The organism is Exiguobacterium sp. KJ 601 (assembly GCF_027161185.1).
Classification (GTDB): Bacteria; Bacillota; Bacilli; order Exiguobacteriales; family Exiguobacteriaceae; genus Exiguobacterium; species Exiguobacterium profundum.
The window spans coordinates 1,920,745-1,947,265 of sequence record NZ_JADHZG010000001.1 but is presented as its reverse complement, the minus strand read 5'-3'; the positions used below and the strand labels follow the sequence as shown (position 1 = coordinate 1,947,265).

Below are 26,521 nucleotides of genomic sequence, written 5' to 3'. Positions count from 1 at the left end.
ATGGCTGCAATTGCGAACCCTAAATCACCGGACCAACGCCCGGACAAGCCTACAAACCATGCTCGGAACGCGGGACTACTTTCCATCATTCCGGGACTCGGACAGTTATACAACAAACAATACGCGAAGGCGGTAGCGTTCTTTATCGTCGTCGTATCTTATTTTGCCGTAAACTATGATCTATTTTTCAAAGGGGCGGGCGCCGGACCAGGTGACCGTGGAGGACTTTGGGGATTGATCACGCTTGGTGAAGTGCCAGGACCTCGTAACGACCACTCCATCTTCTTGATGGTCGAGGGGATTGTCGCGTTAATTTTACTTTTCTTCGGAATCGCGTTCTATGTTTGGAATATTCGTGACGCCTATCGTGTCGGTCGCGCTCGTGATCAGCATCTAAACCTTCCATCGTTCCAAATGCAACTTCGCAACTTGCGTGACCATGGATTCCCATACTTAATGTTAATCCCATCACTCATTTTGTTAGTGTTTACCGTTATTCTTCCATTGATCTTCACGTTCTTGATCGCCTTCACGAACTATCGCTACAACAACGCACCACCAGCGAAACTCGTCGAATGGGTCGGATTCGAGAACTTCACGCGTATCTTTGAAATTGATATCTTCCGTGACACATTCGTCGGAGTACTCGGCTGGACGCTTGTCTGGACGGTCGCTTCAACGACAGGTGTCATCGCGATCGGAATGTTCCTTGCGGTGCTCTTGAACCAAGAAGGACTTCGCTTCCGTCGTTTGTTCCGTTCAATCTTGATTCTTTCATGGGCGGTCCCAGCATTCATCACGATCTTAATCTTCCGCTCGATGTTCAACGAGTCGTTCGGGGTGTTCAATACGACAATCTTGCCGGCGCTCGGTCTTGACCCAGTCAACTGGATGACCGATCCGACGGCGACACGTACGGCACTCGTTCTCATTCAATGGTGGCTCGGCTTCCCGTTCATCATGACGCTCATGACGGGTGTGCTTCAGTCGATTCCTGGTGACTTGTATGAAGCGGCGACTATTGACGGAGCGACAATCTTCGACAAGTTCCGCTTGATCACATTGCCGATGCTCTTGTTCGCAACTGCACCGATCTTGATCACGCAGTTCACGTTCAACTTCAACAACTTCAACATCATCTATCTCTTTAATGGCGGTGGCCCTGCTGTACCTGGACAAACGGCCGGCGGTACCGACATCTTGATTTCATGGATTTACAAATTGTCTCTCGGTGCCAACCCGCAATACGGACTTGCGGCTGCGATCACACTCATCTTGTCATTCTTCATCATGACGCTTGCCGTGATCCAGTTCCGTCGGACAAAATCTTTCAAAGACGAGGATATGATCTGATATGAAAAAACAAAAACGAATCAATTTGGCGATCTCGTATGTCATCTTGACGCTTGCGTCGATCATCATTCTCTATCCGATGCTTTGGGTTGTCGGCACATCGTTCAACCCGGGGCGTACGATTACGTCAACGATTATTCCAGCAAATCCTACGTTCATTCACTACAAAAACTTGTTTGACCTAACGATTTCGGATTATAGTTTATGGTATGTGAACACGTTGAAAATCGCTTTCATCACGATGGCACTCTCAGTCGTCTTGGTGACGATTACCGGATACGTCTTCTCACGTTACCGCTTCGTCGGACGGAAGAACTCGCTCGTCTTGTTCCTCGTCCTTCAAATGGTGCCACAGTTCGTTGCGATCATCGCGATTTATGTGTTGCTCAACATGCTCAACCTTCTTGACACACATACAGCGCTCATCTTGCTCTATGCGGGTGGTGCGATTCCGATGAACACGTACTTGGCGAAAGGGTACTTCGACACGATTCCGAAAGAACTTGACGAAGCAGCCCGCATGGATGGTGCCGGTCACCTCCGAATCTTCTGGCAAATCATCTTGCCGCTCGCGAAGCCGATTGTCGCAACGATTGCTCTCTTTAACTTCATGGGACCATTCAACGACTTTATCTTGGCATCGCTCGTCCTTCGTTCACCAGAGAAACAAACGTTGGCAGTTGGCCTTTACAACATGATTTCGAAACAGTTCGATAATAACTTCACGTTATTCGCGGCAGGTGCGGTTCTTTCGGCCCTTCCAATCGTTATCTTGTTCTTCATGTTCCAACGCTACTTCGTTTCTGGCCTCACAGCGGGTGGTACGAAAGGATAATACTCGTAAAAGGAGGAAGCGATATGAGGCGAGGCGTCGTGCTCGTGCTCCTGTCGCTTCTTTTGTTTCCGACCGTCGTCGGGGCAAAGGAAGCCGCTACTTGGGAACAAGAACGCATGTACTTTATTATGGTCGACCGATTTGTTGACGGGAATCCGGACAACAATGAACAGGTGGACAAAGATGATCCGAAAGCGTTTCACGGAGGCGATATCCGTGGGGTCATCGAGAAGCTCGATTATATCGAATCACTCGGCTTCACATCGATTTGGTTGACACCCGTTTTTGAAAATATGCCGGACGGCTATCACGGGTATTGGATTAAAGATTTTTATAACATCGACCCACAGTTTGGGACGAAAGAGGATTTACAGGAACTCGTTCAGGAAGCGCACAAGCGCGACATGAAAGTCATTCTCGACTTCGTCGTCAACCATGTCGGTCCGAACCACCCGTGGGTTAAAGAAAAGCCGGAATGGTTCCATGAACAGTTACCGATTGTATTTTGGAAAGACCAGGAGCAAGTCGAGACGCACTGGTTGTTCGACTTACCTGACTTCAAAACAGAGGATCCGGAAGTCAAATCGTATTTGATTGACGCGGCGAAGTACTGGATCGAAGAGACGGACATCGACGGCTATCGCCTCGATACGGTTCGTCACGTCGATAAAGCGTTCTGGAAAGACTTTGTCGAAGGTGTGCGGTCGGTCGACCCAGACTTTTACTTACTCGCCGAAGTGTTCGACCCAGACCCGCAATACGTCGCGCAATATGACGATCTCGGGTTCAACAGCATCACAAACTTTACATTTTATGACCGGGTGTCGAAAACGATGACGCAACAGCAAGCGAACGTCGATGAGATTGACGTTGCCGCAAGCTATGCCGAAACGTTCTTCAACGACCCGAACCAGATGGCGACGTTCCTCGATAATCACGATGTCGAACGCTTCATGCATATGGCGGAACTCGGCGGTGTGGAATCAGCGGAACGACGATTACGCCTCGGGTTGTTCGCGCTTTATGCGTCACCTGGTATGCCGATCGTCTTCCAAGGAACAGAAAATGCGCAGACCGGTGGAACCGACCCGGCGAACCGTGTCATGACGGAATTCCCGGGAAATGAAGAGTTGCACGAATACGTCGCGACGATGAACCGCATGCGGGAAGAATATCCGGTCTTTGCGACAGGAGAGCAGCGCATGATCGCCTCAGAAGACGGGATGGCCGTCTTCGAACGGAAAGACGGAGATGACGTCGCGCTCTATGCGATCAACATGAATCGTGACGATCGGGAGATTGAGATCGATGTCAGTGAAATCGGGGAAGATACGAGACTTCGTGGTCTTTTATTCTCACAACTGGTCACAGATCAGCGCGGAACGTTTACAATTGAACTGTCTGGTGAAAGTGCGAACGCTTACATCGTTGAGGAATCTTCGGTCAATCCGTGGATGATGGGCTTGCTCGTCGTTACGATTCCGATTTTCTTGACTGGTTTGGTCATGTGGAAGCGCCGCAAATAAAGACATGAAACGCCGCAAGGCACGAATCGAACTCACGGAAGCAGGGGGAACACCATGCAAATCACAATCAAAGATGTGGCGAAGCACGCGAACGTCGCGCCGTCGACAGTCTCTCGCGTCATCGCCAACAGCCCAAGAATCAGTCAAAAGACAAAAGAACGGGTTAGAAGTTCCATGGAAGAGCTCGGGTATCATCCGAACATTCATGCGAGAAGTCTCGCTAACCGCTCGACGCAGTCAATTGGTCTCGTCATGCCGAGCGCGGCAACAAAGACGCTTCAAAACCCGTTCTTCCCGGAAGTGCTACGAGGAATTAGCACGAAGGCGCACCAGAATGGATACTCGCTTTATATGACGACCGGCGTGACAGAAGAAGAAGTTTTGTCCGGTGTGATCGAGATGGTACAAGGACGCCGTGTCGACGGTGTCATCGTTCTTTATTCACGTGAAGACGACCAAGTCGTCCAATACTTACGTCAAACGAAGTTTCCGTTCGTCGTGGTCGGGAAGCCGTTCGGGGACGCTTCTTCCATCACTTACGTCGATACGGACAACTATTTGGCTGGTCGTGAAGTGACGAAACACCTTTATAACTTAGGTCATCGTCGCATCGCCTTCATCGGGGGATCGGATAAACTCGCCGTCACACAAGATCGTCGGAACGGGTACGCGACGGCCCTCATGGAAGCAGGCATCCCGGTATGCGAAGATTACATCGCCCGGGCTGAATTCATGACGAAGGGCGGCGCGAAGGCCGTGCGTGAACTGTTACAAAATGAGGAACCACCGACAGCCGTCGTTGTCAGTGACGATATGATGGCACTCGGCGTCATCAGCACATTAAGCGAGATGGGGCTCAAAATCCCAGAGGACGTCGCAGTCGTCAGTTTCAATAACGTGTATATCGCGGAACACTCGAACCCGCCACTCACGTCGGTCGAAATTAACATCTTCGGTCTCGGTTTCGAGGCGACGAACTGTTTGATCGAACAAATCAGTGATAATGCACCCCCTTATGGGAAGCGTGTCATCGTGCCACATTATCTGGTCGTCCGCCAATCATGTGGGCAGAAGAAGAGTAAGGCGACCGAAACATTAGAATCGAATTCTTGATTGACCAGACGATTTCGCCAGAGCGGAGTCGTCTTTTGCATATCCTTTTGATTGAAGCCTCATGGAGTAGGGAACATCTTTTTCGAAGGAATCGAAATCGAAAGGATGGATAGAGATGAGTGAAAGACGATTTGTCGGAACATTCGATACGAAAGAAAATCTACTGTCTAAAATCAATGAGCTGAAAGAAGGCGGCTATGATGAAGGGGAACTATTTGTCGTGACGGAGCGGGATGAAGTCGTTCACGTTCTTAAACGAGAGACGAACCTAAACGTAGAAGAAGGTGACACATCCTGGTTAGACAACCTCAACGAAGGGGGAAGCGAGGATCGGGATACGAAACAGGCGCTGACCGATTTAGGGATCGCGGACGACGAAATCGAACGGGCGCATGCTTCAATCAAGCAAGGGGGATACGCGCTCGTCATCGACGAACCCGATACCGGATTCAATGATGGGCGAAGTGCGGTATTCGAGGGACACGAAGCGAATGCGGCATTTGGTGAGAATCCGGAAAATGGACAGAAAGATTGATTGAAACCGTCTCGATGAGAGGCGGTTTTTTTGATTGTAAAATGTGATGAAAAAAAGAAAAAAAAGTTTTATGCAAACGATTGCATTATCGTTTCAGTTGTGTAAAATGAAAGGTGAGATTAAATACAGCGCTTTCATAGACAAACGGTTGCATGAACTAGTTGTCCGTCGAAGGTAGCCTTGCAGAGAAAAAGGAGTGGCAGACAGATGAAACGATTGTTTGCAGTCGATGAATGGAAAGTAACAGAGGAAGGTCTTCACCCGAAAGAGAACCGTCTTGCAGAATCCATCACATCGCTCGGGAACGGGCATATGGGGATGCGAGGAAACTTTGAGGAAGATTACTCGAATGATACGCACCAAGGATTCTACGTGGCGGGCGTCTACTACCCGGACAAAACACGTGTCGGTTGGTGGAAGAACGGATACCCTGAATACTTTGCCAAAGTGTTGAATGCGACAAACGTCATCGGTCTCCGCGTGGTCATCAATGGTACACCGGTCGACTTGGCAAAATGGGAAGTGAAAGATTTCACTCGCGAGCTCGACATGCAGCGTGGTGTCCTCACACGGACGTTCACCTTGATGAACGGGACAGAAGAGACGAAAGTGCAAGTCGTCCGCTTCTTCTCGATCGTGGATAAAGAAGTCTTGGCAATCCGTTACAACGTCACACCAGTCAACTACGAAGCAAAAATTGAGTTCACTCCATATTTAGATGGTGATGTCGTCAACGAAGACTCGAACTACGATGAGAAGTTCTGGCTTCCGGTCGACCGTGGTGTGGAAGAGCGTTTCGCTTTCGTTACGACGAAGACGAAGAAACTCGACTGGCATGTCACGGCATCGATGATTGCGGACGTCGAAGGCGCTCGTTGTGAAGTGCTTGAAGCAACAGATTTGTTTGTTGCCAATAAATTCACGGTCAACGTAACGGCCGGTGAGACAGCGACAGCCTACAAGTATGTGTCGGTCGTCACGAACCGCGACCACGAGGTTGAAGCATTGCAGTCAGCTGGGATGACACGTGTCGAAGCGGCGTTTGAAAAAGGATTTGAGACACTTCTCGCTGAACAGACGGAAGCATGGCTCGCACGCTGGGAAGATGCGGATGTTCGCATCGATGGAGACATCGAGGCACAACAAGGAATCCGTTTCAACATCTTCAACATGTATCAAACATATACAGGTGAAGATTCACGTCTTAACATCGGTCCAAAAGGATTCACAGGTGAGAAGTACGGCGGTGCGACGTATTGGGATACAGAAGCCTATTGCCTCCACTTCTACTTGGCGACAGCCAAACCAGAAGTCTCATGGAACTTGCTCAAATACCGTCACAATCAATTGCCGCAGGCGAAAGAGAATGCTGTGAAGAATGTCGGTATGGAAGGTGCGCTTTATCCGATGGTCACGATGAACGGGGAAGAGTGCCACAACGAGTGGGAAATCACGCATGAAGAGATTCACCGTAACGGTGCGATCGCCCATGCCATCTTCAACTATACGAACTTCACAGGCGACAAGTCGTACCTTGGACAATACGGATTGGAAGTATTGGTCGAGATCTCGCGTTACTGGGCTAGCCGCGTCAACTTTGTCCCGCACAAAGACGTGTATATGATCCTAGGCGTCACAGGTCCGAACGAATATGACAACAACGTCAACAACAACTGGTACACGAACTTGATCGCCGCATGGACGCTCGAGTATACGCAGGAAGTGTACAACTACTTGAAAGAAGCAGAACCTGCGCGTCTCGAAGAGCTCGTGTCGACACTCGGCATCACGGACGCTGAACTTGCGAAGTGGGCGGACATCCAAACGAAGATGTATTATCCAAAAGATGATCTCGTTCCAGATGTCTTCATGCAACAGGACGGATTCATGGATAAAGAGCAGATTTTGGTGAAAGACCTCGATCCGAAACATCTTCCACTCAACCAAAACTGGTCATGGGATCGCATCCTTCGCTCGAACTTTATCAAACAAGCGGACGTCCTCCAAGGACTCTATACGTTCGGTGACCGCTTCACGGTCGAACAGAAACGTGCAAACTTTGACTTCTACGAGCCACGCACGGTTCACGAATCGAGCTTGTCACCATGTGTCTACTCGATCATTGCGGCAGAAGTCGGTTATGAAGACAAAGCGGTCGAATTGTACCAACGTTCGGCGCGCCTTGACCTCGACAACTATAACAATGACACGGAAGACGGGTTGCACATCACGTCGATGGTCGGTTCGTGGATGTCCATCGTTCATGGATTCGCCGGAATGCGCATTCAAGAGGATAACCTCTCGTTCAGCCCGATGACTCCGAAAGATTGGAACGGTTACTCGTTCAACATGCTCTGGCGCGGCCATCACTTGACGGTCACATCATCACGTGAACAAGTGACGATCAAGCAAACAGGTGGTACAGACGTGACCATCCATGTGTATGGAAATGCGGTAACAGTTCCTGCAGATGAATCGGTTACAATCGAAACAGTGAAAGCGTGACCATTCGCTTCATACGAACAAGCCGACCTCGGTCGGCTTGTTTTTGTATGAAAAACTTATCGGATTTCCTGCATATTTGCTGTATGCAGCATGAATAATCTATGTTATCTTGATTCTTAGCTATTTTGAGAAAGGGGAGTTGAAGCTTGACGGAAGCCGTTAAAGAACATACACGAATCGGGGTTGTCTCGATCATCGGAGGATTGTTCGTTGCCTTATCCATGACATTATTTTTAATTCCAGCTGGCGTCTATTCGACGGGATTTACGGGTCTTGCCCAAATCTTGACGAAATTATTAGAGGGTACACCGCTTGAACTAGGGGAAGGACTCTGGTTCTTTATTCTGAACGCACCACTGCTCGTCGTCAGTTATTTTATGCTCGGGCGGAACATGATGATTCATACGCTTGTCAGTGTCGCCTCGGTCACGTTGTTCATCCGTTTGCTTCCGCAATCGCAGCTCCTCTCGGACGACCCGCTCTTGAACGCCGTATTCGGCGGTGTGCTCTTGGCAATCGGTTCGGGCATCACGATTCGGTATGGAGCCTCGACGGGAGGCTTTGACATTGTCGCGTTGATATTGGCGAAGTTCACGAACAACTCGGTCGGGGTCTATCTCTTCTTGATGAACATGATGATCGCCCTCGCAGCAGGTGCCTTGTTCGGATGGCCGACAGCGCTCTACACGATTGTCTTCTTGTATGTGACGTCAAAAGTTATCGATGAGATTTATACGAATACACAGCGTCAAACACTCTTTATCGTAACGAATCACCCGGATGAGGTGACGAAAGAACTTCATCAACACGTGTTCCGCGGGATCACGCTCATGCCGGCAATCGGGACGTACTCGAAAGTCGAGAAGGCGACGCTCATGATGGTTGCGCAACGACACGAAGTGCGTGAGATTACGCGAATCTGTAAAGATGCAGACCCATCGGTTTGGATCAATATCTTGCCGACAGAGGACGTCGAAGGGACGTTCCGTCGCTAAACATGAATGAATCACAAAAAGCACCGACTTTTCTAAGTCGGTGCTTTCGTTATGCCTTGATGCCAAGTCTCTCTTCTAAGAAGAGGGCAATCCCGTCATCCATATTTGAAGCCGTCACTTCGTTGGCTACATTCTTCAATTGGTCGATGGCGTTCCCCATCGCGACACCGGTACCGACATAGTCGAGCATCTCGAGGTCGTTCTCTTCGTCACCGAAGGCGATGATGTGCTTCCGGTCGATGTTCAAGTGCTTCGAGACCTCTTGAAGCCCAAGTGCCTTCGATGTGTTCTTGCTCATGACTTCAATCATATGTTCGGGCATACGCCACTGACGGTTCAATACCGCTTCCGCATGAATGTCGTCGAGTTGGGAGCGGACGTGCGCGACGTGATCTTTTGTCGCATGAATCAATAAGGACGTCGGCTCGTCCTGCAAATGCTTCAACAAGTTACCTGATGTGACGCTGAGCGCACGTTCTGCATACGGACTATAGAACTCTTGCGGGTCTTTTTGGAAGTACACGTGGTCCGTCACTTCGACGACGATATTGTGTGCCTTCGTATCCGATACTTCTTCAATGATGTCATGGGCGGTCTTGAGCGGAATCGGTCGGTGTGTCACCGCGTAGCTCGCATCTTTCGGGTGATGTACGAGCGCACCGTTGAAGTTGACGAGTGGTGTCGTCAATCCCATTTGCTCATAGTACATGATCGAATGGCGCTTTGGACGCCCTGTGGCGATCATGACTTCATGACCAGCTTCACGCGCCGCTTGAAGTGCGCGAAGGTTTCGTTCGCTGATTGTTTTATCATCTCTTAATAACGTTCCATCTAAATCGACTGCGATTAAATAACGTGACATCAGTCATCCTCTTTTCTTCACAATGATGTTTCTACGACCGTATCACATTTTTCGATTTGACGGAAAGAATATACAATCGAAGTCGCATATTCTATTCGAACAATGCTATACTAATGTCGTATGAATTTTTACGAATCATCTGTGAGATGGAGGGGACGTTCAATGCGTTATTTAGTGACATTGATCTGGGCGATTGTGCTCTCAAATACAGCGGTATTTATCATTTCTGCCGTTGATGGTGTAGAGTTCAACGCGATGCTCGCGACAGGATTTGGCGTGGCCATCACAATCTTCGTTGCACTTCTCGATGTCTTAAATCAAGACATGGGAATCAGCGACGTTGCACAAGAGAAGTAAGCCGTCTACAATCAAACTGACTCGTGCATGAGTCAGTCTTTTTTCTTTATTCAATATAGAGGAGGATCATGCATATGAAAAACCCTGAAAAACGCGCGAACTTTATCACGTTCGCCATCATCGGTGCGATTATCGTTATCGGAATCGGTTTGTTGTACTTTTTAAATGGAAACAATACTGACGATGGTGTCAACGCCGTCACAGCAGATGAATTGCAACAACAATTAGACCAAGATGGTGAAGTCGTCGCTTACTTCTGGCAAACGGGCTGCGAATACTGTGAGCAAGTGAAGCCTTATGTCGAACCCCTCATCGAAGAATATGATGCGGTCTCCATCAACTTGGCTGACCATAACGTATGGACGACGTATGGGATTGAAGGTACGCCGACTATCATCCGATTTGAAGATGGAAAAGAAGTCGGTCGCATTGAAGGAGCGGTCTCTGAACAACAATATGAGACGTTCTTTAAAAATGAGGAGGCCAAAGAGGAATGAAGCGTCGTTTCTACCAAACGTTATTTGAGCTGAACGCCTCGCCTTGGATCGCCACACGCCTCAAGCGTTTCGCAGAATCAGATGTGAGTCGTCACTTGATTCCATCGTTTGCAAAAGTATATGACATTGCGGTAGAAGAGGCAGAGCAACCGCTTGCTGCCTATCCATCATTGCATGCGTTCTTTACCCGTCACTTGAAGCCTGGAGCACGTACGATTGATGAGTCGTCTGATACTCTCGTATCACCGTGTGATGGAAAGCTATCGGTCATCGAATCGATTTCAGAAGACAGTCGTTTCGAGGTGAAAGGTCAGTCGTATACGCTTGCGGAGTTACTCGGTTCTCAACAAGAAGCAAGACGTTATGCAGGTGGGACAGTCGTCGTTCTCTACCTCAGTCCGCGCGATTATCACCGCGTCCACACACCGCTCTCTGGTCGTGTGCTCAGTCACTATGAGCTCGGGGACCGTTCGGCACCGGTGAATGAAATCGGACTGACGGAGACGGTTCGACCGCTCTCACGCAACTACCGTCGCGTGACGCGCTTTGACAGCCCAGCCGGAACGTACGAACATATCATGGTCGGTGCCTTGAACGTCAACACGATTGAGTGGACGCTCGAAGGAAACCAGGCGGGCAAAGGAGAAGAGGTGGGATACTTCTCGTTCGGTTCGACCGTCGTTCTTTGTTTTGAGAAGGATACGATTCAAATGGACCGTGAAAAGATCGGTCCGGTTCGACTCGGTGAAGTCATCGGGACAATCAAATCCAACTAATTTTGTGTCAATTTTCTTCCGACCGAACGATAGACTAGTCGTTTGGTCGGTTTTCGTTTACCATAGAAGGGATATCAATACTTGTATAAGTAGTTGAATCGTTTAGCTAATTGGAGGAATTTTACGTGTTTAATCGACTTTATCCGAAACAGTTCGTCGCGTCTGTGTTTGACATCGACCTACAAGAATTGAAAGACCGTGGGGTGCGCGTCATTTTGACGGACCTTGATAATACACTCGTGGCGTGGGACGTCCCACATGCGCCAGAGCTTTTATTGATGTGGCTTGAAAAAGTGAAATCATACGGTTTCGATGTGATTGTCGTATCAAATAATAACGAGAATCGTGTACGAACATTTACGGAGCCGCTCGGCCTTCATTATGTCGCTCGTGCTAGAAAACCATTACCATCTGGATTTAAAGCGGCACTCTCGAAATATGGGTACTCGCCGAAGGAAGCCATCTTCTTAGGGGACCAGCTGTTCACAGACGTTCTCGGGGCAAACATGGCGGGCATTCATGTCATTCATGTGCAACCGGTCGTCAAAACGGACGGACTCGTCACGAAATTTAACCGGATGCTCGAAAAAGTGGTCTTCGCCCATATGAAGCGTCGTGGGAAGTATGTATTGATCACGAAAAAAGTGGAAGAACTTGCCGTTGACGCACAACGGGCAAAAGTCGCGGTCGCTGAAAAAATCGGTGAGGCCATGCATCCACGTTCCGAAGATTCACATAAAAAAGATGAATAAGACCTCGAACGCACAGGAAGAAGGAGGCTGCCCATGTACGGCGAGCAAGGCGTCGGAATTAACGCTTCAGGAGTAGCAGCGAGGTGCTACGGTGAATGAAGAAGGGGAAACCTGAACGGCAGTAAGTATAACTATGGAAGAAACAAAACGATATTGCGCTGGGTGCGGCGTAGCCATCCAAACGGAAGACCCGAACGGGGTCGGCTATGCACCAAAATCGGCACTTGACCGTGAGATTGTCATTTGCCAACGTTGCTTCAAATTGAAGCACTATAACCAAGTTCAAGATGTGGAGTTATCAGATGATGACTTCTTGCGCATCTTGAACGGTATCAGTTCAAAAGAAGCACTCGTTATCAAAATCGTCGACATTTTCGACTTCAATGGCAGTTGGCTTCCGGGTCTTCAACGCTCAGTCGGGTCGAACCCGGTACTGTTAGTCGGAAACAAGGTCGACTTGTTACCGAAGTCGGTCAACCCGAACCGGATGGCGAACTGGATGAAGGCAGAGGCAAAAGAACTCGGCTTGAACCCAATCGACGTTCATTTGATCAGTGCGAAAAAAGGACATGGCATCGATGAACTCGCTGAAAAGATTGAGTACTACCGCAAAGGCAAAGACGTCTTTGTCGTCGGTTGTACGAATGTCGGGAAGTCGACACTCATCAACCAGGTGATCAAACGTTTCGGTGAAGAGGATGAAGCCATCATCACCGTCAGTCATTTCCCGGGAACGACGCTTGACTTGATCGACATTCCGCTCGACGATGATGCGAACTTGTACGACACACCAGGAATCATTAACCGTCATCAAATGGCACACTATGTCGATGCGAAAGATTTGAAGACGATCACACCGAAGAAAGAAATCAAGCCGCACGTGTTCCAGTTGAATCCGCAACAGACGCTCTATTTCGGCGGATTGGCACGTTTAGATTATCTTGAAGGAAATAAGCGATCGTTCGTCATTTATATGTCGAATGAATTGAAAGCACACCGTACGAAACTCGAACGTGCCGATGAGCTCTATGACCAACATATTGGGAAGATGCTCAACCCGCCGAATGAGAAGACACTCGAAATCTTACCGCCACTCGTCCGTCATGAGTTCAGCTTACGGGACGGCGTGAAAACGGATATCGTGTTCAGTGGTCTCGGTTGGGTCGCGATTCACGGAAAAGGTGGTCGTATCGCAGCATGGGCTCCAAAAGGCGTCGCAGTCACACTTCGCGAGGCGCTCGTATGAATCTGGCCGTCATCGGTCACCCGATTGCTCATTCGCTCTCTCCCCAACTGCACGAGCAGTGGTTGAGGGCGTCTGGGCTTTTCGGGCGTTATGAGGCCATCGATGCCACACCAGATCAACTCCCAGCCTTATTTGCGGCAATGCGAGAAGGGGACTGGGATGGATTCAATGTCACGATTCCCTATAAAGAGGTGGTCGTTCGGTATCTCGATGACCTTGACGAAGCGGCGAAACATGCTGGAGCCGTCAATACGGTGTATAAACGAGACGGGCGACTTATCGGGACGAATACGGACGGGGCAGGTCTTGTCCAAGCGCTGATGCCATACACAGACTTTACAGGGCGTGTCCTGATTGTCGGTGCCGGAGGAGCGGCTCGTGGGATTGTCCAAGCTCTCCCGACGCGTGACGTGACGATTGTCAATCGAACAGTGGAACGGGCAAAAGCGCTCGCCGACACGTTCGGAGTCGTCTACACGACGTTCGATGAGATGGACGTCTCTCGATATGATGTCATCATTCAGACCACTTCTGTCGGGATGGACGAGAGATCGACACCACTTTCATTAGAAGGATTACGACAAAACACGGTCGTTTGTGATATCATATATCGTCCACTTGTCACCCCGATGCTTCAAGAAGCGAAACGTCGCGGGGCCATCATCGTGACAGGTGTAGCCATGTTCGTCGGGCAGGGCGCGCTCTCGTTCGAGAAATGGACGGGCGTGAAACCGGACGAAACCATTGGAAAAAAGTTAATCGAAGGATTATTGGAGGAATAATATACTATGTTATCAGGTAAACAAAAACGCTTTTTACGCGCAGAAGCGCACCATCTCTCACCAATCTATCAAGTTGGGAAAAATGGAGTCAGCGAAGCGATGTGTAAAGATATCGCGGACGCACTCGAGAAACGTGAATTGATTAAGGTCCAAGTACTTCAAAACTGCATGGACACGCCGAAAGATGTCGCTGGCGAGTTAGCTGAAGGCACACAGGCTGAAGTCGTTCAAGTGATTGGAAAAGTCATCGTCTTGTACAAAGAGGCGACCGAGAAAGAAAATCGCCAAATCAAACTCCCATGAGCCGGATCGGCTTGATGGGCGGAACGTTCGACCCGCCGCATCTCGGACATCTGTTAATCGCGGAACAAGCGCGTGAACAGCTTGAACTTGATGAGGTGTGGTTCCTGCCGGCTGCGATTCCACCTCATAAGGTCGGGTTCAGCTCGGCAGACCATCGAATCGAGATGACGCGACGCGCCATACAAAATCAGTCCGACTTCAAGTTGAACTTGATTGAGTTTGAACGGAGTGAGCCGTCTTATACGGTCGAGACGATGAAACGGCTGATCGAACAGTATCCGAATGATGAATTCTACTTTTTGATTGGTGCCGATTCACTCGTTTCGCTCGAATCCTGGTATGACTATGAGACGCTCATCCGTCTTGTCACGTTCGGTGCGGTCGCACGGCCGGGGACACGTTATTTGATTCCGAAGAAGGCAGACGTCCGCGCGATTGACATGCCGCAACTCGAGATTTCATCGACGGACATCCGGGAACGGGCGAAACGAGGCAAATCCATCAAATATCTTGTCCCGACGCCAGTCGAGGAGTATGTGAAGGAGCATAAGTTGTATGACGTTTGAAGAAGCGCACGAGTTGATTAAACAGACGCTGCCAGAAAAACGCTATATCCATACGCTCGGTGTCGTCGAGACGGCGGAACGCATGGCGGTTCAATTCGGTGAAGAGGTCGAACATGCTCGTATTGCTGCGATGCTTCATGATTATGCGAAGTACTTTGACGTCGAAGAAATGCGTCGAGTCGTCGTGGAAGAAGGGTTAGACCCGAATCTACTTGAGTACGGGGACGAACTACTTCATGCGCCGGTCGGTGCGATTCTACTTTCCCGTCAATACGACCTGGATGACGCGGTGCTCTCGGCGATTCGGAATCATACGACGGGAGAGCCCGGGATGTCTCGGCTCGACCAAATTCTGTTCGTGGCTGATGCCATCGAACCGAATCGGGATTATCCCGGCGTCGACCGGTTGCGGGCAGAAGTGGAGCGTTCGCTCGAAGCGGCGGTTGTCGCGACACTGAAACAAACGATTGAATTTTTATTGAAGAAGTCGGTGCGTATTTTTCCACTGACGATTGAAACGTATAACGATTTTGTGAATATACCTTAGGAGGGTCAATATGACTGCAAGAGAAGAATTAGAATTGATTGTTAAAGCGGCTGACGATAAACGTGCCGAGGAAATCGTTGTACTCGACATGGAAGGGATTTCGCCAATCGCGGATTACTTCGTTATCTGTCACGGGAACTCGGAGAAGCAAGTCGAAGCGATCGCACGTGAAATCAAAGACGTTGCTGGCGAAAACGGCTTACCACTCCACAAGTTCGAAGGAATGGACACGGCACGTTGGGTCCTCGCTGACCTCGAGAACGTCGTCGTCCACATCTTCCATCGTGATGACCGTGATTACTACAACCTAGAGAAATTGTGGGCTGACGCGCCACACGTCGAAGTGGAAGTCGGCTAATGGCTTACGAAGGATTCGCCTATGTATACGACGAGTTGATGAAAGACGCGCCGTATGATGAGTGGGTCGCTTTCGTGCGTCGTCACGTCCAAGATGGCGCGACACTCGCGGATGTCGGGTGCGGGACCGGGTCGGCGACGATTCGCCTCGCTGAACATTACGATGTCATGGGGATCGACTTATCCGAGTCAATGCTCGAAGTCGCACAAGAAAAGGCGCTCGAGGTCGAAATCGAGTTGCCGCTTTGGGAACAAGATATGCGTGAGTTGGAGTTACCGGAACCGGTCGATGCGGTGACGATTCTCTGCGACTCCCTTTGCTATTTGCGAGACGAGGCGGACGTGATTGATACGTTTGAATCTGTCTACAATCAACTCAAACCAGGCGGCTTGTTCATCTTTGATGTTCATGCTCCGAACAAGATGCAGACGCTCTTCAACCAAAAGACGTATGCGTCAAACGGAGAAGATTGCTCATATATTTGGTTTGCCGACCCGGGAGAAGCCCCGCTGTCGGTCGTTCATGACTTAACATTCTTCGTCGCGCTTGAAGATGGGACGTATGAACGGATCGAGGAGACGCATGAACAACGGACATATGAACCAGGGCAGTATATGCAATGGTTGATTGGTGCCGGATTCCACGTCAAATCGGTCACATCAGATTTCACCGAACGTGCACCAGGAGCGGATGCGGAGCGCATCTTCTTCGTAGCCCAAAAATAAGGAAGACCTCATCGTAGATTAGCGATGGGGTCTTCATCTATATCAGGAGTTTAATGCCCGATTTATAAATTCAGCTTTAGCTTCAGTATATTTTTCTCTGTCCTCACGAAATTCAGTTGCTAATTGCTTTTTTAGAAGCCCGTACTCCTTCGCGAGTAAAGGAGATTCCCGTAACTTGTCTCGAAATTCAATCTGTTCTTCCCACCGTTTTTCTGTGCCTTTCATGAGATGCAAATGAGCAACTCGTTTATCATTTTTCACTTTCACAAAAAATCTGCGCCAGGGCTTTCCATCCAATTCTGGTGGTATATAGTGCCAACCGTATGCGGTTAAAGTATCAACAATCGCATTCATCATGTCAAACGATTCGATACGAATCATCACATCTATAATTGGTTTTGCAGGTAGACCGGGAACCGCTGTACTACCTATATGTTCTGCTCCTTTAATATCAAACTTTGAAAGTAAGTCGGACAACTCTCTTGTTTCACGTAGACCTTGAGCTTTCCATTGCACATTGGCATCTTCTATTTCGATTGCTTCATATGCCCAAATAGGAATATTTAATTGTTCAGGATTCTCTTCTTCCATTAGTTTAGTTCATCTCCTTGAAAGTATTCTCTGTGGGGAAGCTAATCTTGAAACGAATAAAAGACCTCATCATAAGAGAATGTGAATAAGATCTTTTGGATGATCATGCTTCGTGGCTGAACTGCCACTGGACGCCGAACTGGTCTTCGAGCATGCCATACGCCTTGCTCCAAAACGTCTCTTGAAGCGGCATCAAGACACGTCCGTTCACAGAGAGCGCCTCGAACTCACGATGGATGGCCTCGAGGTCGTCTGTGACGACAGCGAGCGTGACATTGTCCCCGAATGTGACCGGTCCGTCAGGCATCGCATCAGAAAACATGAGCGATGAGCCGTGAATCGATAGTCGGGTATGCAGCACGAGATTAGCCATTTCACTCGGCACCGGTTGACCGTCTGGACCAGGTTGGTCACCGAACGTCATGATGTCTGGAGCGGCGTGATTGAACACATCGGCATAGAAGTTCACGGCGTCTCGACAATTCCCATTAAAGTTGAGATACGGATTGATCGGCATAGCAAGTTCCTCCTCGAATTCATAATACTAATTATAGAACGTATGTTCGTTAATGGCAAGAGAGTCCAACTAAATTCAATTGTGTGGTTGAACATGATTGAGAGTTGGGAATAGAGCATATAGAGAACAAACTAGAAAGAAGGCGAAGCATTATGAAGCTCACGAAAGGACGTATCCTCGAATTTGGATTCGTCTTGTTCATGGCGATCATACTCGTCACATCTATCATTGAAGAATTATGGTTCGATGCGAGTGTGGCGGGGGCCGGAATCATTTCCGGGCTCATCCCGTTCTTCATTGAAAAGACGTTTAAAACAGAACTTGACGGCAAGATGAAGGTGGCGTATATCCTGTTCTTGTTTGCCTCCCAGTATTTAGGCTCGATTGTCGGACTATACGGGAATGGTTGGTGGGACACGTTCCTTCATCTCTTAAGCGGAATTTTTCTCGCATTCCTTGGATTCGACTTCTTCAGTAGGCTCGATGATGACATTCGGACCGAGATCCCGAAACGATTTTTGTTCGTATACATTGTCGTCTTTTCCATGGCTGGGGCGGCACTTTGGGAAATGTATGAATTCACATCTGACGTCGTCCTGAACACGACGATGCAAGGGAACGGGAATGACGATACGATGGTCGACATCATCGCGGGGTCCCTAGGCGGTATCTTGGCAGCATTTTTCGTCGTGACGCTCCATCAACGTGAAAAATCCAAACAAAAGAGACATATGAAAAAAAGTTCGTGATTCACGAGCTTATTATTTGTAATCATTCTAATCTTTAATTAATATCAAGATTGTAATGATTATAAATAATGGGAGGCAATCATATGGATCAACACCGTCAACTAACTACTAACCAAGGCGTACCAATCGGGGATAACGCCAACTCCATCACTGCGGGTCGTCGGGGCCCGACGCTTCTCGAAGACTACCAACTAATTGAGAAATTAGCGCATTTCGATCGTGAACGAGTACCAGAACGTGTCGTTCACGCGAGAGGCGCAGGGGCGCATGGTGTCTTCACTGTAAAAAATAGTATGAAACGCTATACGAAAGCCGCATTCTTGCAAGAAGAAGAGCAAGAGACGCCTGTGTTTGCGCGCTTCTCGACCGTCATCCACGGATTAGGTTCACCTGAGACGCTTCGTGACCCACGCGGTTTCGCCGTCAAGTTTTACACGGAAGAAGGGAACTATGATTTCGTCGGAAACAACTTACCGGTCTTCTTCATCCGTGACGCGATTAAATTCCCGGACGTGATTCACTCGCTCAAGCCGGACCCACAAACGAACCTTCAAGACCCGGACCGCTTCTTCGACTTCATGTCGCTCACACCTGAATCAACGAACATGCTCGTGCATCTCTTTAGTGACGAAGGCATTCCGGCATCGTATCGCCACATGCGCGGGTCATCCGTCCATTCCTTCAAGTGGGTGAATGAATTCGGCAACACGGTGTACATAAAGATGCGCTGGGTACCGAAGCAAGGGATTCAAAACTTGTCGATGGAAGAAGCGGCGAAAATCCAAGCAGAAGACTTCAACCATGCGACACGTGATCTGTTCAACGCCATTGAAAATGGAGACTATCCGGAATGGGATCTATATGTACAGATTCTCGACCCAGCGGACATGGACAACTTTGACTTCGACCCGCTTGATGCGACGAAAGATTGGTTCGAAGATGTCATCCCGTATCAATTGGTTGGAACGATGACCCTCAACAAAAATGTCGATAACTTCTTCGCCGAGACTGAGTCGGTCGGTTTCAACCCAGGCGTCCTCGTACCAGGGATCCAGCCGTCAGAAGACAAGATGCTCCAAGGACGACTTTTCTCGTATTCGGATACGCAGCGTTACCGCATCGGACCGAACTATCTCCAACTCCCGATCAACTGCCCGTTCGCTCAAGTCGCGAACAACCAGCGTGACGGGGCGATGCCGTTCAAGCAACAGACGAGCCCGGTCAACTACGAGCCGAACCGTTACGAAGACGCGCCGAAGCCAAATGCGGACTATATCGAGACGCCGCAACCGATCACAGGCGTAACGGGTCGTCAGAAGATTGAGAAGACGAACGACTTCGGACAAGCTGGAGAGGTGTATCGTCGCTATTCTCAGGAAGAGAAGGATGCGCTCGTTCGTAACCTCGTGGCGCATATCAAAAAAGTTCGTCACGAGAAGACCGTTCTCCTCTTGATCTGCAACTTCTATCGTGCGGATCGTGAACTCGGAGAGCGTCTCTCGAAAGAGTTGAACGTCGATCTCGCACCATTCTTGAATCAAATGTCGAACTAAACACGTAACCGCGGTCTTACACCGCGGTTTTTTGTATGATGAAAGGAAACATCAAAGTGAACACAAAAAAGCCCATGGCGACAATCATCTGTAGAATGCAGTTACCATAAACACATTCAGCCAAATGACTAGCCATGAGCTACACTTATTTGTATTTAGCGTCTTTTAAAATAAATAATAGAGTCAATGAGAATCAAGACACCAGATAGAAGTCCCATTAGAACAATATAAACAAGTGTACGTTCTAGTAAAGGATTTGGCGCTTCTGTTATCCCGTTGCTATACGATATAACCTCTATCAAAAAAAGCGAGAACAAAGTAAAGAAAACACCTATAAATCCAACTTTATGCATATCATCTCTCCTAATAGTTATTCCCCGACCATCCCGTCACCGTCTCGGTCGTCCATGTATTGATACAGCCAATGGTCACGCGTGATCGGCATCTCGAATCCGGCGTTCTTTGCTTCTTTGATTGTCACTTGTCCGTTTCCGTCAAGGTCGATATCGGATAATTCCCGTTCCTCGACTGGTTCCGTCGTCACTGCAGGGGGGGAGTCATCCGTCAATCCGAGCGATTCGTTCACTTCCTCCGGATCCACGTTATCATACGTATCGGTGACCGTATTGCCCCGTACGGTATACGTGTATTGGTAGCGGGAAGGAATCTGAGTCGTCGTGTTCGGATAGGTGATGATGGCTTCGAAGTCTTTCGCCCCGCCAGCCTTCCGGATGACATCTTCCATGAATGCCTGGTCGCCGTAACGGTTGAGTGCGCTGTTTTGTGGCGTGATGTTATAGGCGTTTGAGACACCGCCAAGTGAATCGGCGATGATATGGCCTTCGTCGAGGTTCGGGTCTTCGACACCCGGAACTTTTGCCTCGTCTGCATAATAGCGTCCTGAAGAATTAACGTCTTCGGTTTCATCGTCTTGAAGCGTGATTTCGTCGGCAATCACACGAACCAGTTGACCATGTTCGTTCGTGAACGCCCAATACTCACGATCGCCAAAGCCGATATCGACGACGACATTCGCTTCACGTGTGCCGGACTGATCGCCGCCATCGACCTCGATCTTCGTATAGCCTTCAAAAAGATCGCCTTCAGATTCAGGAATCTCGGTGATTTGTTCCTCTTGTACAGGTTCCTCTTCAACTGTTTGCTCAGTTGACGTCGATGTCGGGACGCTCACATCGGCATCCGTACAACCAGAGAGGAGCAGCACCCCAAGCAGGAATGGAATGTAAAATGGTATTCTTTTCATCTATCTCGCTCCTTATTCGAAGTTACACTATCGTATTTACTATGTAGCTTATAATGATAGCATAAGAAGACGAGATGTGAGCGTCCTCCCTCAAAATGTGCTCGATGGATTCCTCTCATTTGTGGATTCAGAGAGCTTATGCCAAGATTGAAAAAAAGGGGGAAGAACGTATGAACGAAGTGATTGAGACCTTATTGAACCACCGTTCCGTCCGCGATTTTACGGACGAGAAATTGACAGACAAACAGATCCAAACCATCGTCGAGAGCGCACAACGGGCATCGACATCGAGCTTTATCCAAGCCTACTCCATCATCGGGGTGACCGATGAAGCGAAGAAGAAACGACTTGCCGAGATTGCGGGCAACCAGTCCTATGTCGTCGAGAACGGTCACTTCTTCGTTTTTTGTGCGGATTTGCACCGCCATGAAGTGATTGGTGAACTGCAAGAAACAGAAGTGTCCGCAACACTTGAGACCGATGAGAAACTGCTTGTCGCTGTGATCGACGCTGCACTTGCCTCACAAAATGCGGCAGTGGCGGCAGAGTCGATGGGGCTCGGAGTCTGCTATATCGGTGGCATTCGGAACGACCTCTTTGCGGTGAAAGAAGTGCTCGCATTGCCGGAACGGGTCATTCCGCTCTTTGGCATGGCCGTCGGTGTACCGGCTTCAGTCGAAGATCAAAAGCCCCGTCTACCGTTCCATCATATCTACCATGAGAACGTATACGAGGCGAATCCAGAACGAATCAAACAGTCACTATCGGATTACGACGCGTTGATCCATGATTACTACATGGTCCGGGGATCGAATCCGCGTAAAGACACGTGGACTGGCCAAATGGGACGCATGTTGTCGAAATCGACACGTCTTGACGTCAAAGACTTTTTGAAAGCACAAGGCTATTTGAAGCAATAAGATAAACCGCCGACAACTCTTTGTCGGCGGTTTTGTCATGTTCAATTCAATTGGGCGTCGAGCCAATTCTTGTCGATGGCACCAAATTGCTTCGCGATGATCACACCCGATTCATCGAGCACATACGTCGTCGGCATCGCTTGAATCCGATACGCATCTCCGACTTGGCCGTCACGGTCATAGACGACGGTAAATGCGTCTTCATACGGTTCGACGAACGAGACGGCATCGGCGGGGTCGCGTTCACTCGTCGTCGTGTTGACGGCGACGATGGTCACGTCATCTCGCTCTTTCGCGAACGCCGCCATATCCGGCATCTCCGCCCGACAAGGCGGGCACCAGGACGCCCAAAAGTTGACGACGACGCGCTGACCACGTAGTGAAGTTAAGTCGAATGTACTCCCATCGGTTCGCTGTAATTCGAACGAAGGGGGAATTTGCCCGATGTTCAAACCGGTCGACGCCGTCTCTGTCGTTACAGATTGTGTCGCTTTCTCTGGTAGGACAGCATTCACGACCGCGAGAACGACCAGGACTCCGACACTAATTTGAATCACTTTCTTTGAAGGGCGGGCGAGATAGACCGTCAATCCGAAGAGGACGAGGGCGATGACAATCATCCACCATTGAATCTGTCCGACCGCATATGAATTAAATAGCCAGATGCCGGATGCACCGCATACTGTCCAAAGAATTTTTCCACGAGTCGGTTCATGCATCCAGCGCCACGTCGTTCCGAGTAGCAGAAGAATGAGAATGGCGCTCCATAGATGAATCGGCTGGTCGGAAAGGTTCAAAATCGTCCCGTATACTGGAACCGCGAGTGTCATCCCGAGCCAGATGAGGAGCCCGCTCAGCATCCAATATCCTAAAAGGTCTCGATCGAGTCGATAGACGAGCCAAAGGACAACAACGGCCGCGATCCATTGAGACCATACCCCTCCTGTAGCATAGAGAGCAAGAGAAATATCACGAGTCGTCAACAGACCGATGACGATGGCGCTTCCTTTCCAGGCAAGAAAACCATAGAACCATGTCCCGATGACGGCTTCACGTTGCTTACTCTTCAGACCGAGGAAACGAAAGATCCCGTAAAGGATACCAAGGCTTACTAAAAAAATGAGTAAATCGAAACGAATGTTGAGTGGACCGATGGCGACCACGTCTTTCCCTCCTAAACAAAAGGCGCCCCTCTCGAAGTGGGCGCCATATTCATAGTCAGTATAGCATTACTTGATTTGTTGAGCGTTCAAGACAGTCTTCATCGCGCCGTAGCCACCGAGGATATTGTGGATATCTTTGTAGCCGAGCGATTGAAGGACACTTGCCGCCATGCGTGAGCGGACGCCTGACGCACAATGCACCGCAATCGTTTGGTCTGTCGGAAGACCTTCGTGGTCACGTGCGAGCTTACCGAGCAAGATACGTTCTGCCTTTTCGTAATGGCTCGCGTTCCATTCTGTCGCGTTTCGAACGTCGAGGACGAACACGTCACCTTTTTCAGCAGCTTCAATCGCTTCTTCTGCCGTCACGTCCGTATACGTTTCCGTCAAAAGTGATGCATCAAGTTCTTCGACTGGGACGATGAAGCGAAGACGGTCGAGACCGATTGATTGGAGGTCCGTTTGTACTTGATCGACGTTTTCTGCACTTGCGATAACCGTGATGTCTTTGTCGAAGTTGACGAGCCAGCCTGCCCAAGAGACGAACTTGTTGTTGGACGGGATGTTGATTGTCCCTGGTACGTGTCCGTTCGCAAAGTCTTCTCCTTTACGCGTGTCGACGACCTGTGTCTCTTCGACGAGTGTATCGAGACGGTCCGACCCGACGACTTCAGGACGAGCGATGTCCGTCGTCACTTGGATACCTTCTTTGTTCACTTTTTTCATCATGGCAAAGTAGTTCGGTGGTTCGGGTTGATCCGTCGTCAATTCTTTGATGAAGGCATCTTTGTCCGTCATTTGAAGCGCCCAGTTCGTCGCTTTCTCGTAACCGACCGTCGATGTTGGGATCGCGCCGAGCGCTTTCCCACATGCACTACCTGCGCCGTGTCCTGGCCAGACTTGAACGAAGTCAGGAAGTGCCATGAATTTTTTGAGTGAATCAAACATTTGTTCCGCACCGATTGCCGTTGTTCCTTTCACACCTGCTGCTTCTTCGAGAAGGTCAGGGCGACCGATGTCTCCGACGAAGACGAAGTCTCCTGTGAAGATCCCCATCGGTTGTGTCTGGTTGCGGTCATAAAGAAGGAACGAAATATGTTCCGGTGTGTGACCAGGTGTGTGCATGACTTCGAGTGTCACGTTTCCGATCTTGAACGTGTCGCCTTCTTTGACGAGTTGTGCGTCGATTTCTTTCGCGAATGCATACTTCCAAGAAGCATCACCTTCGTCTGATAGATAGGCTTTCGAACCTGTGCGCTTCGCGAGTTCGAGTGAACCGGACACAAAGTCCGCATGGATATGCGTCTCTGCCGTTGCGACGATGTTCATGCCTTCTTTTTTCGCTTCTTGAAGATAAGGCTCGATGTTGCGGGCCGGATCGATGACGATCGCTTCTCCCGTCATTTGGCAACCGACCATATATGAAGCTTGTGCTAGTTTCTCATCATAAAAATAACGTAATAGCATATCAATTTCCCCCTATGAGTAAAGTAATCGTTTATTCGACTTCGCCTTGCCAGCTCATCATCCCACCGTCGACGTTCGTGACGTCGAATCCGAGTGAGTCAAGATAAGCAGATGCGTTCATGCTGCGTCCGCCGGCTGCGCAAATGACGTGAATCGGTTTAGAGCGATCGAGCTCATCGACTTTTGCCCCGAATTCAGAAAGTGGTACGTTCTTCGCTTGTTTGATGTGACCTCCAGCATATTCATCAACCTCTCGTACATCGATGAGGTTGAGTGAGTCGTCAGCTTGAAGTAACGCTTCTAATTCAGTAGTCGTAATCGTCTTCATGAGTCTTTGATCTCCTTTTCATGGTTAAGGTTTTTGGCAACGAGAATGTTTCGTTGGCTTTAATATACCCCCTAAGGTATAATGAGCGCAAGTGAAAAGAATTGGAGGGGAAAATATGAAGAGGATTTCCTTATTTGTCGGAGTTTTGGCTTTAATGACGATTTTTATCTTTGTAACCACATCAGAAAAGGATGGAATCATGAAAATTGACGTTAAAACTCTAAAAAACAAATTGGAAAACGAGGAAATAACGCTTCTTGATGTACGTGAAGTATCGGAATACGAGGGGGGGCATATCGAAGGGGCGGTGAACGCACCACTTTCTTCATTAGATGCAAACCAACTGTCGTATCCGAAAGACGAACCAATCTACGTCATTTGTCGAAGCGGTAACCGAAGTGCCCAGGCTGCTAGTCAATTACAGGATGCCGGCTATACGGAAATCTATGACGTATCAGGCGGAATGTTGGCTTGGGAATCGATCGAATAAGTAGAGAATACGAGAGCAAATGGAGGAGTCTATATGGAGTTCGGGTTTATCATTACAATCTTTCTAATTGGATTTATCGGGTCGTTTATTTCAGGGATGGTCGGGATTGGTGGATCAATCATCAAGTATCCGATGTTGTTATACATTCCACCGATTCTAGGGTTCGCGGCTTTTAGCGCGCACGAAGTATCCGGAATCAGTGCCATTCAAGTCTTCTTTGCGACAATCGGTGGAATTTATGCCTATCGTAAAGGTGGGTATTTAAACAAGCAGTTGATTCTTTACATGGGGGTGTCGGTATTAATTGGTAGCTTCATTGGTGGATACGGGTCGACGATTCTATCGGAGACGATGATCAATGTCGTATATGCCGTACTAGCGACGATTGCGACGATCATGATGTTCTTGCCGAAGCCGAAAGTGGACGACATGCCGCTTGATCAAGTGCAGTTCAACAAAGTGATTGCGGCAAGCTCTGCTTTCGTCGTAGGGATTGCGGCGGGAATCGTCGGGGCAGCGGGGGCGTTCATTCTCATGCCAATCATGCTTGTCGTCTTACGCATCCCGACGAAGATGGCGATCGCGAGTTCCCTCGCCATTACCTTCATCTCGTCGATTGGCTCGACGTTCGGTAAAATCATCACTGATCAAATTGTCTGGGGTCCGGCCATCATTATGATTATCGCGAGCCTGATTGCCGCTCCAATCGGGGCGAATGTCGGGAAGAATATGAATACGAAAGCACTCCAATGGATTTTAGCGCTACTCATCTTAGCGAGTACCATCAAAATTTGGAGCGACTTAATCGCATGAAAAAATCACGACGCCTATTTTCTGGCGTCGTGA

The 26,521-nt window shown here is 49.0% G+C and carries 30 protein-coding genes; 23 read left to right on the top strand and 7 right to left on the bottom strand.

Going from position 1 to position 26,521, the window contains the following annotated elements; all coding sequences use genetic code 11:
- The 7 genes from IRJ25_RS09975 (at position 1) to IRJ25_RS09945 (ending at position 8,862) form a co-directional block, all read left to right on the top strand.
- Positions 1 to 1,353 carry a sugar ABC transporter permease gene (locus IRJ25_RS09975; RefSeq protein WP_269318211.1) on the top strand — a complete coding sequence of 451 codons (1,353 nt, stop codon included), beginning with the start codon at positions 1 to 3 and terminating at the stop codon, positions 1,351 to 1,353.
- Position 1,354: 1 nt separating this feature from the next.
- On the top strand, positions 1,355 to 2,188 hold the full coding sequence (locus IRJ25_RS09970; protein ID WP_074037639.1) for a sugar ABC transporter permease: 834 nt from the start codon (positions 1,355 to 1,357) through the stop codon (positions 2,186 to 2,188).
- Between the two features lie 23 nt (positions 2,189 to 2,211).
- Positions 2,212 to 3,714, top strand: a complete 1,503-nt coding sequence (locus IRJ25_RS09965) for an alpha-amylase family glycosyl hydrolase (RefSeq protein WP_214689326.1) — start codon at positions 2,212 to 2,214, stop codon at positions 3,712 to 3,714.
- A 54-nt stretch (positions 3,715 to 3,768) separates the two neighbouring features.
- Positions 3,769 to 4,827: a LacI family DNA-binding transcriptional regulator gene (locus IRJ25_RS09960; RefSeq protein ID WP_015880986.1), complete on the top strand. Its 1,059-nt coding sequence runs from the start codon at positions 3,769 to 3,771 to the stop codon at positions 4,825 to 4,827.
- Positions 4,828 to 4,942: 115 nt separating this feature from the next.
- Entirely contained in the window at positions 4,943 to 5,362 is a 420-nt protein-coding gene (locus IRJ25_RS09955; RefSeq protein ID WP_269318210.1) for a general stress protein, read from the top strand.
- Positions 5,363 to 5,569: 207 nt separating this feature from the next.
- On the top strand, positions 5,570 to 7,867 hold the full coding sequence (locus IRJ25_RS09950) for a glycoside hydrolase family 65 protein (RefSeq protein WP_269318209.1): 2,298 nt from the start codon (positions 5,570 to 5,572) through the stop codon (positions 7,865 to 7,867).
- Between the two features lie 146 nt (positions 7,868 to 8,013).
- Entirely contained in the window at positions 8,014 to 8,862 is an 849-nt protein-coding gene (locus IRJ25_RS09945) for a YitT family protein (RefSeq protein ID WP_031421243.1), read from the top strand.
- A gap of 49 nt (positions 8,863 to 8,911) precedes the next feature.
- On the opposite strand, the gene IRJ25_RS09940 is transcribed toward IRJ25_RS09945, so the two are convergent.
- Positions 8,912 to 9,724, bottom strand: a complete 813-nt coding sequence (locus tag IRJ25_RS09940) for a Cof-type HAD-IIB family hydrolase (RefSeq protein ID WP_269318208.1) — start codon at positions 9,722 to 9,724, stop codon at positions 8,912 to 8,914.
- A gap of 162 nt (positions 9,725 to 9,886) precedes the next feature.
- On the opposite strand from IRJ25_RS09940, the gene IRJ25_RS09935 reads away from it, so the two are divergent.
- From IRJ25_RS09935 to IRJ25_RS09885, 11 genes are all read left to right on the top strand, one after another.
- On the top strand, positions 9,887 to 10,081 hold the full coding sequence (locus IRJ25_RS09935; protein WP_074032676.1) for a YjzD family protein: 195 nt from the start codon (positions 9,887 to 9,889) through the stop codon (positions 10,079 to 10,081).
- A gap of 74 nt (positions 10,082 to 10,155) precedes the next feature.
- Positions 10,156 to 10,578, top strand: a complete 423-nt coding sequence (locus tag IRJ25_RS09930; RefSeq protein ID WP_031421245.1) for a thioredoxin family protein — start codon at positions 10,156 to 10,158, stop codon at positions 10,576 to 10,578.
- On the top strand, positions 10,575 to 11,354 hold the full coding sequence (locus tag IRJ25_RS09925) for a phosphatidylserine decarboxylase (protein WP_078146458.1): 780 nt from the start codon (positions 10,575 to 10,577) through the stop codon (positions 11,352 to 11,354). Before IRJ25_RS09930 ends, IRJ25_RS09925 begins: the two co-directional genes overlap by 4 nt.
- Positions 11,355 to 11,479: 125 nt before the next feature.
- Positions 11,480 to 12,106, top strand: coding sequence for a YqeG family HAD IIIA-type phosphatase (locus tag IRJ25_RS09920; RefSeq protein ID WP_015880994.1), 627 nt, complete (start codon positions 11,480 to 11,482; stop codon positions 12,104 to 12,106).
- A 133-nt stretch (positions 12,107 to 12,239) separates the two neighbouring features.
- Positions 12,240 to 13,352, top strand: a complete 1,113-nt coding sequence (gene yqeH / locus IRJ25_RS09915) for a ribosome biogenesis GTPase YqeH (RefSeq protein ID WP_015880995.1) — start codon at positions 12,240 to 12,242, stop codon at positions 13,350 to 13,352.
- Complete coding sequence (gene aroE, locus IRJ25_RS09910) at positions 13,349 to 14,134, top strand: shikimate dehydrogenase (protein WP_269318206.1); 786 nt, start codon at positions 13,349 to 13,351, stop codon at positions 14,132 to 14,134. The genes yqeH and aroE overlap by 4 nt, the downstream gene beginning before the upstream one ends.
- Before the next feature lie 6 nt (positions 14,135 to 14,140).
- Positions 14,141 to 14,437 carry a ribosome assembly RNA-binding protein YhbY gene (yhbY, locus tag IRJ25_RS09905; protein WP_015880997.1) on the top strand — a complete coding sequence of 99 codons (297 nt, stop codon included), beginning with the start codon at positions 14,141 to 14,143 and terminating at the stop codon, positions 14,435 to 14,437.
- Positions 14,434 to 15,003, top strand: coding sequence for a nicotinate-nucleotide adenylyltransferase (locus IRJ25_RS09900; RefSeq protein WP_214782276.1), 570 nt, complete (start codon positions 14,434 to 14,436; stop codon positions 15,001 to 15,003). The genes yhbY and IRJ25_RS09900 overlap by 4 nt, the downstream gene beginning before the upstream one ends.
- Positions 14,993 to 15,550 (top strand): bis(5'-nucleosyl)-tetraphosphatase (symmetrical) YqeK, encoded by a 558-nt coding sequence (yqeK, locus tag IRJ25_RS09895; protein WP_078146461.1) that lies wholly within the window; start codon positions 14,993 to 14,995, stop codon positions 15,548 to 15,550. The genes IRJ25_RS09900 and yqeK overlap by 11 nt, the downstream gene beginning before the upstream one ends.
- A gap of 10 nt (positions 15,551 to 15,560) precedes the next feature.
- Positions 15,561 to 15,908, top strand: a complete 348-nt coding sequence (gene rsfS, locus IRJ25_RS09890) for a ribosome silencing factor (protein WP_015881000.1) — start codon at positions 15,561 to 15,563, stop codon at positions 15,906 to 15,908.
- A complete protein-coding gene (locus IRJ25_RS09885) occupies positions 15,908 to 16,633 on the top strand; it encodes a class I SAM-dependent DNA methyltransferase (protein WP_078146462.1) in 726 nt (241 codons plus the stop codon). The genes rsfS and IRJ25_RS09885 overlap by 1 nt, the downstream gene beginning before the upstream one ends.
- 42 nt (positions 16,634 to 16,675) lie before the next feature.
- Here IRJ25_RS09885 and IRJ25_RS09880 read toward each other — a convergent pair whose 3' ends face one another.
- Together IRJ25_RS09880 and IRJ25_RS09875 are read right to left on the bottom strand one after the other, a co-directional pair.
- The gene (locus IRJ25_RS09880; protein WP_269318203.1) at positions 16,676 to 17,224 is read right to left on the bottom strand and encodes a GrpB family protein; all 549 of its coding nucleotides are present in this window, start codon (positions 17,222 to 17,224) and stop codon (positions 16,676 to 16,678) included.
- A gap of 103 nt (positions 17,225 to 17,327) precedes the next feature.
- Positions 17,328 to 17,741, bottom strand: coding sequence for a VOC family protein (locus IRJ25_RS09875; RefSeq protein ID WP_214685879.1), 414 nt, complete (start codon positions 17,739 to 17,741; stop codon positions 17,328 to 17,330).
- Positions 17,742 to 17,893: 152 nt separating this feature from the next.
- On the opposite strand from IRJ25_RS09875, the gene IRJ25_RS09870 reads away from it, so the two are divergent.
- Both IRJ25_RS09870 and IRJ25_RS09865 read left to right on the top strand, forming a co-directional pair.
- Positions 17,894 to 18,490, top strand: a complete 597-nt coding sequence (locus IRJ25_RS09870; RefSeq protein ID WP_078146465.1) for a hypothetical protein — start codon at positions 17,894 to 17,896, stop codon at positions 18,488 to 18,490.
- Between the two features lie 83 nt (positions 18,491 to 18,573).
- On the top strand, positions 18,574 to 20,043 hold the full coding sequence (locus IRJ25_RS09865) for a catalase (RefSeq protein ID WP_269318202.1): 1,470 nt from the start codon (positions 18,574 to 18,576) through the stop codon (positions 20,041 to 20,043).
- Between the two features lie 370 nt (positions 20,044 to 20,413).
- Here the strand turns inward: IRJ25_RS09865 and IRJ25_RS09860 are convergent, their stop codons facing one another.
- The gene (locus IRJ25_RS09860; protein ID WP_269318201.1) at positions 20,414 to 21,307 is read right to left on the bottom strand and encodes a DNA/RNA non-specific endonuclease; all 894 of its coding nucleotides are present in this window, start codon (positions 21,305 to 21,307) and stop codon (positions 20,414 to 20,416) included.
- 170 nt (positions 21,308 to 21,477) lie between these two features.
- Between IRJ25_RS09860 and nfsA the strand changes: the two genes are divergently transcribed.
- A complete protein-coding gene (gene nfsA, locus IRJ25_RS09855) occupies positions 21,478 to 22,227 on the top strand; it encodes an oxygen-insensitive NADPH nitroreductase (protein ID WP_269318200.1) in 750 nt (249 codons plus the stop codon).
- Positions 22,228 to 22,268: 41 nt separating this feature from the next.
- Here the strand turns inward: nfsA and IRJ25_RS09850 are convergent, their stop codons facing one another.
- The 3 genes from IRJ25_RS09850 to IRJ25_RS09840 form a co-directional block, all read right to left on the bottom strand.
- On the bottom strand, positions 22,269 to 23,390 hold the full coding sequence (locus IRJ25_RS09850; RefSeq protein WP_269318199.1) for a TlpA family protein disulfide reductase: 1,122 nt from the start codon (positions 23,388 to 23,390) through the stop codon (positions 22,269 to 22,271).
- A 66-nt stretch (positions 23,391 to 23,456) separates the two neighbouring features.
- Positions 23,457 to 24,857, bottom strand: coding sequence for an MBL fold metallo-hydrolase (locus IRJ25_RS09845; protein ID WP_269318198.1), 1,401 nt, complete (start codon positions 24,855 to 24,857; stop codon positions 23,457 to 23,459).
- 31 nt (positions 24,858 to 24,888) lie between these two features.
- Positions 24,889 to 25,185 carry a rhodanese-like domain-containing protein gene (locus tag IRJ25_RS09840; protein WP_015881009.1) on the bottom strand — a complete coding sequence of 99 codons (297 nt, stop codon included), beginning with the start codon at positions 25,183 to 25,185 and terminating at the stop codon, positions 24,889 to 24,891.
- A 199-nt stretch (positions 25,186 to 25,384) separates the two neighbouring features.
- Here IRJ25_RS09840 and IRJ25_RS09835 point away from each other — a divergent pair, with 199 nt between their 5' ends.
- Positions 25,385 to 25,675, top strand: a complete 291-nt coding sequence (locus IRJ25_RS09835; RefSeq protein WP_269318197.1) for a rhodanese-like domain-containing protein — start codon at positions 25,385 to 25,387, stop codon at positions 25,673 to 25,675.
- Positions 25,676 to 25,708: 33 nt separating this feature from the next.
- Positions 25,709 to 26,488, top strand: coding sequence for a sulfite exporter TauE/SafE family protein (locus tag IRJ25_RS09830; protein WP_074032693.1), 780 nt, complete (start codon positions 25,709 to 25,711; stop codon positions 26,486 to 26,488).
- Positions 26,489 to 26,521: the final 33 nt, after the last annotated feature.

What these genes read in the sequence shown, in the direction of transcription:
- IRJ25_RS09975 (WP_269318211.1), top strand. Translation starts at nt 1, where the DNA reads ATGGCTGCAATTGCGAACCCTAAATCACCGGACCAACGCCCGGACAAG.
- IRJ25_RS09970 (WP_074037639.1), top strand. Translation starts at nt 1,355, where the DNA reads ATGAAAAAACAAAAACGAATCAATTTGGCGATCTCGTATGTCATCTTG.
- IRJ25_RS09965 (WP_214689326.1), top strand. Translation starts at nt 2,212, where the DNA reads ATGAGGCGAGGCGTCGTGCTCGTGCTCCTGTCGCTTCTTTTGTTTCCG.
- IRJ25_RS09960 (WP_015880986.1), top strand. Translation starts at nt 3,769, where the DNA reads ATGCAAATCACAATCAAAGATGTGGCGAAGCACGCGAACGTCGCGCCG.
- IRJ25_RS09955 (WP_269318210.1), top strand. Translation starts at nt 4,943, where the DNA reads ATGAGTGAAAGACGATTTGTCGGAACATTCGATACGAAAGAAAATCTA.
- IRJ25_RS09950 (WP_269318209.1), top strand. Translation starts at nt 5,570, where the DNA reads ATGAAACGATTGTTTGCAGTCGATGAATGGAAAGTAACAGAGGAAGGT.
- IRJ25_RS09940 (WP_269318208.1), bottom strand. Translation starts at nt 9,724, where the DNA reads ATGTCACGTTATTTAATCGCAGTCGATTTAGATGGAACGTTATTAAGA.
- IRJ25_RS09935 (WP_074032676.1), top strand. Translation starts at nt 9,887, where the DNA reads ATGCGTTATTTAGTGACATTGATCTGGGCGATTGTGCTCTCAAATACA.
- IRJ25_RS09930 (WP_031421245.1), top strand. Translation starts at nt 10,156, where the DNA reads ATGAAAAACCCTGAAAAACGCGCGAACTTTATCACGTTCGCCATCATC.
- IRJ25_RS09925 (WP_078146458.1), top strand. Translation starts at nt 10,575, where the DNA reads ATGAAGCGTCGTTTCTACCAAACGTTATTTGAGCTGAACGCCTCGCCT.
- yqeH (WP_015880995.1), top strand. Translation starts at nt 12,240, where the DNA reads ATGGAAGAAACAAAACGATATTGCGCTGGGTGCGGCGTAGCCATCCAA.
- aroE (WP_269318206.1), top strand. Translation starts at nt 13,349, where the DNA reads ATGAATCTGGCCGTCATCGGTCACCCGATTGCTCATTCGCTCTCTCCC.
- yhbY (WP_015880997.1), top strand. Translation starts at nt 14,141, where the DNA reads ATGTTATCAGGTAAACAAAAACGCTTTTTACGCGCAGAAGCGCACCAT.
- IRJ25_RS09900 (WP_214782276.1), top strand. Translation starts at nt 14,434, where the DNA reads ATGAGCCGGATCGGCTTGATGGGCGGAACGTTCGACCCGCCGCATCTC.
- yqeK (WP_078146461.1), top strand. Translation starts at nt 14,993, where the DNA reads ATGACGTTTGAAGAAGCGCACGAGTTGATTAAACAGACGCTGCCAGAA.
- rsfS (WP_015881000.1), top strand. Translation starts at nt 15,561, where the DNA reads ATGACTGCAAGAGAAGAATTAGAATTGATTGTTAAAGCGGCTGACGAT.
- IRJ25_RS09885 (WP_078146462.1), top strand. Translation starts at nt 15,908, where the DNA reads ATGGCTTACGAAGGATTCGCCTATGTATACGACGAGTTGATGAAAGAC.
- IRJ25_RS09880 (WP_269318203.1), bottom strand. Translation starts at nt 17,224, where the DNA reads ATGGAAGAAGAGAATCCTGAACAATTAAATATTCCTATTTGGGCATAT.
- IRJ25_RS09875 (WP_214685879.1), bottom strand. Translation starts at nt 17,741, where the DNA reads ATGCCGATCAATCCGTATCTCAACTTTAATGGGAATTGTCGAGACGCC.
- IRJ25_RS09870 (WP_078146465.1), top strand. Translation starts at nt 17,894, where the DNA reads ATGAAGCTCACGAAAGGACGTATCCTCGAATTTGGATTCGTCTTGTTC.
- IRJ25_RS09865 (WP_269318202.1), top strand. Translation starts at nt 18,574, where the DNA reads ATGGATCAACACCGTCAACTAACTACTAACCAAGGCGTACCAATCGGG.
- IRJ25_RS09860 (WP_269318201.1), bottom strand. Translation starts at nt 21,307, where the DNA reads ATGAAAAGAATACCATTTTACATTCCATTCCTGCTTGGGGTGCTGCTC.
- nfsA (WP_269318200.1), top strand. Translation starts at nt 21,478, where the DNA reads ATGAACGAAGTGATTGAGACCTTATTGAACCACCGTTCCGTCCGCGAT.
- IRJ25_RS09845 (WP_269318198.1), bottom strand. Translation starts at nt 24,857, where the DNA reads ATGCTATTACGTTATTTTTATGATGAGAAACTAGCACAAGCTTCATAT.
- IRJ25_RS09840 (WP_015881009.1), bottom strand. Translation starts at nt 25,185, where the DNA reads ATGAAGACGATTACGACTACTGAATTAGAAGCGTTACTTCAAGCTGAC.
- IRJ25_RS09835 (WP_269318197.1), top strand. Translation starts at nt 25,385, where the DNA reads ATGAAAATTGACGTTAAAACTCTAAAAAACAAATTGGAAAACGAGGAA.
- IRJ25_RS09830 (WP_074032693.1), top strand. Translation starts at nt 25,709, where the DNA reads ATGGAGTTCGGGTTTATCATTACAATCTTTCTAATTGGATTTATCGGG.